This window comes from Curtobacterium sp. B8, from assembly GCF_000333315.1.
In the GTDB taxonomy this organism is placed as follows: Bacteria; Actinomycetota; Actinomycetes; order Actinomycetales; family Microbacteriaceae; genus Curtobacterium; species Curtobacterium luteum.
Genome location: NZ_BACW01000494.1, coordinates 1 through 5,438, shown reverse-complemented (window position 1 = coordinate 5,438; position 5,438 = coordinate 1). Strand labels below are relative to the sequence as shown.

6 protein-coding genes and 1 tRNA gene are annotated in these 5,438 nt (G+C 71.1%); 6 read left to right on the top strand and 1 reads right to left on the bottom strand.

Annotated features, from left to right (window positions below; all coding sequences use genetic code 11):
* The first annotated feature begins 205 nt into the window (after window positions 1-205).
* The 6 genes from I59_RS12685 (at window position 206) to I59_RS12660 (ending at window position 4,547) form a co-directional block, all read left to right on the top strand.
* A complete protein-coding gene (locus I59_RS12685; RefSeq protein WP_022904183.1) occupies window positions 206-1,471 on the top strand; it encodes a glutamate-5-semialdehyde dehydrogenase in 1,266 nt (421 codons plus the stop codon).
* A gap of 36 nt (window positions 1,472-1,507) precedes the next feature.
* Window positions 1,508-1,714 carry a hypothetical protein gene (locus I59_RS12680; RefSeq protein WP_022904182.1) on the top strand — a complete coding sequence of 69 codons (207 nt, stop codon included), beginning with the start codon at window positions 1,508-1,510 and terminating at the stop codon, window positions 1,712-1,714.
* A gap of 11 nt (window positions 1,715-1,725) precedes the next feature.
* Window positions 1,726-2,325: a nicotinate-nucleotide adenylyltransferase gene (gene nadD / locus I59_RS12675; protein ID WP_022904181.1), complete on the top strand. Its 600-nt coding sequence runs from the start codon at window positions 1,726-1,728 to the stop codon at window positions 2,323-2,325.
* Window positions 2,326-2,519: 194 nt separating this feature from the next.
* A complete protein-coding gene (locus tag I59_RS12670) occupies window positions 2,520-3,857 on the top strand; it encodes a hypothetical protein (RefSeq protein ID WP_022904180.1) in 1,338 nt (445 codons plus the stop codon).
* 122 nt (window positions 3,858-3,979) lie between these two features.
* Window positions 3,980-4,351: a ribosome silencing factor gene (gene rsfS, locus I59_RS12665; protein WP_022904179.1), complete on the top strand. Its 372-nt coding sequence runs from the start codon at window positions 3,980-3,982 to the stop codon at window positions 4,349-4,351.
* 123 nt (window positions 4,352-4,474) lie between these two features.
* Window positions 4,475-4,547: transfer RNA gene (locus I59_RS12660), tRNA-Ala, on the top strand.
* Between the two features lie 107 nt (window positions 4,548-4,654).
* Here I59_RS12660 and I59_RS20985 read toward each other — a convergent pair.
* Entirely contained in the window at window positions 4,655-5,314 is a 660-nt protein-coding gene (locus I59_RS20985) for a GntR family transcriptional regulator (RefSeq protein WP_022904178.1), read from the bottom strand.
* Window positions 5,315-5,438 lie beyond the last annotated feature (124 nt).

Below are 5,438 nucleotides of genomic sequence, written 5' to 3'. Positions count from 1 at the left end.
ACCGCCCGGTGTTGCGGGTGCGGCGTGTCGTGACCGTTCCGGGGCTGCCCCTCGTGTGTGTCGCCCCCTGCCGTGCGGTGCTCCGCCCGTCGCGCCACGCGCTTGACGTGCGGTGAACCCTGCACCGGTGTCGTGCCTCCAGGCCGTGTCCACAGGCGCGTGACGCGCCGTGTCATCCCGCGAGGACCGGACCTATGATCGAGCCATGTCGTTGACCGCCCCCGCTCCGACCCTGACCGACAAGCTCGTCGCCGCACGCGACGCCGCGACGGTGCTCGCGACCGCGACCACCGCGGTCAAGGACGCGGCGCTCGTCGCCATCGCGGCCGGGGTGCGAGCCGCCACCGACGACATCGTCCGCGCGAACCACGGCGACCTCGTGGCGGGCGAGGACGGCGGGCTGTCGTCGGGCCTGCTCGACCGGCTCCGGCTCGACTCCGCCCGGATCGACGCCCTGGCCGCTGCGGTCGAGCACGTCGTCGGGCTGACCGACCCCGTCGGCCAGAACGTCCGCGGCTCCGTGCTCCCGAACGGCCTGCAGCTCACCCAGGTCCGGGTGCCGTTCGGCGTCGTCGGCGCCATCTACGAGGCCCGCCCGAACGTGACGGTCGACATCGCGAGCCTCGCGCTGAAGAGCGGCAACGCGGTCGTGCTCCGCGGCGGTTCCGCCGCACAGCGCACCAACGCGGTCCTCGTGTCGACCATCCAGGACGCCGTCGCGTCCGTCGGTCTCCCGCGCGAACTCGTGCAGACGATCGACGAGTTCGGCCGCGCCGGAGCGACCGAGCTGATGCGCGCCCGGGGCCTCGTCGACGTGCTCATCCCGCGGGGCAGCGCGTCGCTCATCCAGACCGTCGTGACGGAGTCGCAGGTGCCCGTGATCGAGACCGGGGCGGGGGTCGTGCACGTCTTCCTCGACGAGTCCGCGCCCGAGGACCGCGCGGTCGACATCGTGCTGAACAGCAAGGTGCAGCGCCCGAGCGTGTGCAACGCGCTCGAGACGCTCCTCGTGCACGAGCGGTCGGCCGAGCGGCTGCTCCCCGTCCTCGCCGACCGCCTCCGCGCGTCCGGGGTGACCCTCCGCGGTGACGACGCCACCCGGGCGATCGTGCCCGGCGTCCTCCGCGCGACGGATGCCGACTGGGCCACCGAGTCGATGGACCTCGACCTCTCGATCCGCGTGGTGCCCGACGTCGACGCGGCGATGGCGCACATCGCGACCTGGTCGACGCACCACACCGAGTCCATCGTCACCAACGACGTCGACACGGCGGAGCGGTTCCTCGCCGGCGTCGACTCGGCGGTCGTGATGGTCAACGCATCCACCCGGTTCACCGACGGCGGTGAGTTCGGCTTCGGTGCCGAGGTCGGCATCTCCACGCAGAAGCTGCACGCCCGCGGCCCGATGGGGCTCCCGGAACTCACGAGCACCAAGTGGATCGTGCGCGGTCAGGGCCAGATCCGCGGCTAGACTGAACGGCGTCTTTCCACCGACCGAACGGAGCACATGACGATGACCCTCCTCGCCGAAGCCGCAGAGAACGCCTCCGGGGTCCCCGCGTACGTCTTCCCGCTCGTCGGTGCCCTCTTCTTCGCGTTCCTCGGGTTCGTGACCTGGAGCTTCCGCGACGTCGCGTACCGTCACTCGCACAAGTTCGAGGCCACTCGGCACGACGAGACCGGCGTCGACGAGTTCGGCCACACGAAGCGCTGACCCGCCACTCCATGCTCGAGAGCTCGGGGCGCCCGCGCATCGGTGTGATGGGCGGCACGTTCGACCCCATCCACCACGGTCACCTCGTGGCCGCGTCCGAGGTCGCGCGCGCCTTCGACCTGGACGAGGTGGTGTTCGTCCCCACCGGTCAGCCGTACATGAAGTCCGACGTCACGGACGCCGAGCACCGGTACCTCATGACGGTCGTCGCGACGGCGTCGAACCCCATGTTCACCGTGAGTCGCGTCGACATCGACCGTCCGGGCCCGACGTACACCGTCGACACGTTGCGCGACCTGCACGAACAACGGCCGGACGCACAACTGGTCTTCATCTCGGGCGCAGACGCCGTTCAGCAGATCCTCGACTGGAAAGACCATGATGGGCTGTGGGATCTGGCGCACTTCGTCGCCGTGACGCGCCCGGGGCATGCCCTGAGCATCACCGGGTTGCCGGAGCGGGACGTGAGCCTGCTCGAGGTCCCGGCGCTGGCGATCTCGTCGACCGACTGCCGCGACCGGGTCCGACGCGGTTCCCCCGTCTGGTACCTGGTCCCTGACGGGGTCGTCCAGTACATCTCCAAGCACCATCTGTATCGGAGCGTTGCATGAGTTCGTCCGACGCGCAGCCGCCACTGTCGCGGCGCCAGGCGCGTGAGCGTGAGCGCGCTGCCGCCGCCGGTGGCCAGCCAGTGACACCTCCGCCCACCGTCGCCGCGCCCGCGTCCACCGACCGTTCGGAGCAGGGCCGTCGCCGGCCTGGTTCACACGTCGCGCCCGCCCCGTCGGGCGCGGCGCAGTCCGCCGTGCCCGATCTGCCTCCCGCGTCCGCGACCGAGATCGTGCCCGGGACAGGTGGCCTGACCCGCCGGCAGCTGCGCCAACTGCGCGAGGCCGAGGTGCAGGCCGTGCTGCCCGTGCCGCTGCAGGCCCCGACGCCCCAGTCGTCCGACCGGACCGTGCAGGACGTCATCGGGTCGGTGTCGACCCTCGACGACGACCAGCCGCTCGCGCCGACCTCCGCGCCCGCACGACCGACCTCCGCGCAGTCGGCGTCCGGCCGGTCCGTGTCCGAGCCGGCAGCGTCGGTGCCGGTCTCGTCGGTGCCGGTCTCGTCGGTGCCGGTCTCGTCGGGACCGGTTCCTCCCGTGCCGCAGGCGCCCGCCTCCGTCCCGTCCGATGCAGGGCACCCGACGCCGGAGGCCGCGACGTCGGAGTCCGGCGAGTCCGAGTCCGACGACCACGAGGCCGGGACGCTCGACCAGGCGTTCGTGCAGCAGGCCACCGAGGCGGACGGTTCGCCGGACGCGGTCGAGCCCCTCGACGAAGCCGTCGCGCACGCCGAGGAGCCCCGTCGCCACCGGTCGACGTGGGCGCCGCACGACGCCGAGTCCGATGCGGCAGCGGTCGGGGACGAGCCGGCCGAGTCGATCACCGACACGCCGGACCGCACCGACCTAGACGACCCGGGAGCACCGCTCGCGCCGACCCTCCCGCCCGTCGCCGCGTCGACGCCCGGGGTCTTCCCGCTCTCGCTCGACGACGACACGAACGAAGTCCCGGTCCAGACGACCGAGCGCGGTCCGGTGGGGTCCGAGGACGCCCAGGGAAGCGACGGTGCCGCCTTCCAACGTCCGGTGGAGCCGAAGCCCGTCACCACCGCGTTCCAGCCGCCGACCGGGCACTGGTCCGCCCTGGCCCACGACTCGAACGACGCCGAGGTCCACGACGAGGAGACCGGCACCCGCCGTGTCGCCGCGACGAACCCGAACGCGATCGTGCTCCCGAACTCCGCCCTCGCGGACCCGACGGGCGCGCTCAACGCCACGGGCGAGGTCATCCTCACCGGCTCCATCGACCTGCCTGCGTCCCTGTCCTCGACAGGGTCGCACCGACCGATCGACGGGGCCGAGGTCGACCGCCTCCTGGAGCAGCACGACGAGCAGCCGGAGACCGACGCCAGTCCCATCCGCGCGAGCCGTGCGGTGTCGAGCCACACGTCCACCCGCCAGGTCGTCCTCGCTGCGGCGAAGCCCAAGGAGTCGAAGACCCCGATGGTGCTCGCGGTGTCGGCGGCGGCCGTGGGCGTGGCAGCGGCCGGCGTCATCATCGTGGCGCTGCTGTCCACCCACCCCTTCGGCTGAGCCCGATCCAGCACGTCCGGGCCGGCTGGCCGGTGTCCGACGTCTGACCTATGATGCAGGGGCCGATCACCTCGGCACCCCTACAGTCCGGCTCCCGCTGGGCGACGACCGGAAGGACCTGCGTGCCCGCCTCCTCACGCGCACTCGAACTCGTGCAGATCGCCGCGACCGCGGCCGACGCCAAGCAGGCCGAGGACCTCGTCGCTCTCGACGTGACCGGGCCGCTCCAGCTGACGGACGTTTTCCTCCTGGCCACCGGTCGGAACGAGCGCAACGTCCTGTCGATCGCCGACGAGGTCGAGGAACGACTGATCGAGGCCGGCGCGAAGCCGCTGCGCCGTGAGGGTCGGACCGAGGGACGCTGGGTGCTCATCGACTTCGGTGACGTCGTCGTGCACGTCTTCCACGAGGAAGACCGCCAGTACTACTCGCTCGAGCGGCTCTGGGCTGACTGCCCGACGATCCCGCTGGAACTGCCGGTCGAGCAGGGCTGAGTGCGACGCGCCCGGGCAGCGATCGCGATTTCGTTGCCGGGCGTTCGCATGGTGTACGCTTCTATGGTGCCTCCGGGGAACCGAAGGCACGAAGCAACACCGAACGGGTCAGCAACACCCAACGGGTCTGTGGCGCAGCTGGTAGCGCACCTGCATGGCATGCAGGGGGTCAGGGGTTCGAGTCCCCTCAGATCCACCGAAGCACCGTCCGCCGAAAACCCCGTTCCTCGCAAGAGGAACGGGGTTTTCGTGTTTCCGGGCCCGGCGCTCGTGTTCGGGGGGGGGGGGGCATGGCCTGGTTGGTCAGTCGATCGTCTTCGCCGTCCGGTCCACCATGTGGATGGCTTCGATCGCGAGCTCGGCGGCCACGGGGTCGCGCTCGATGATCGCATCGCGGAAGACGGGGTAGAGCTCGATGAGGTGTTCGGACGGGATCAACTCGCCGACCGAGTCGACGCGGAGCTTGAACGCCAATCCGCTGATCACGCGGCTGACGGTGTCGACGAGGATCTGGTTCGGGCAGAGGCGCAACCATGCGTTGTACGCGCCGTCCAGGGTGAGCACGACCCTGGCGGTCCCGCCCTCGCGGAGACGTTCGAGCTCGCTGTCGAGTCGGACGACGGTTCGCGTGACGTCGCGGTCGGTCATGACGGGGACGGTGACACGGATGATGCCGCCGAAGAGGATCCCGAGCGTGTGGAGCGCGTCGAGGACCTCTTCCGGGTCGGGAAGCGCGACGCGGGTGTACCGGTTCGCGGCCATCTCCACCAGGCCCTCGTCCGCGAGGTGCGCGAGTGCCTCACGGATCGGGGTGCGGGATGCGCCGAGCCAGGCGATCAGCTGGTCGTCGTGGAGTCGTTCCCCGGCCTCGAGGGTGCCGTCGAGGATCGCACTGCGGATCGTGTCGGCGACCCGGTCGCGGATCAGGGTCCGCTCGGCTGGCGCGGTCTGCGGTACTGGCATCAGATACTCCTCATGACGATGTACCACCAGTCTGCCGTGTGCGCGGGCAGATGTCATCGCTGACCGCGGCCGCTCCGGCGCGCTCCGCGGTGTGGGGCGGCGGCANTTGGNACCTCCTGTCCCA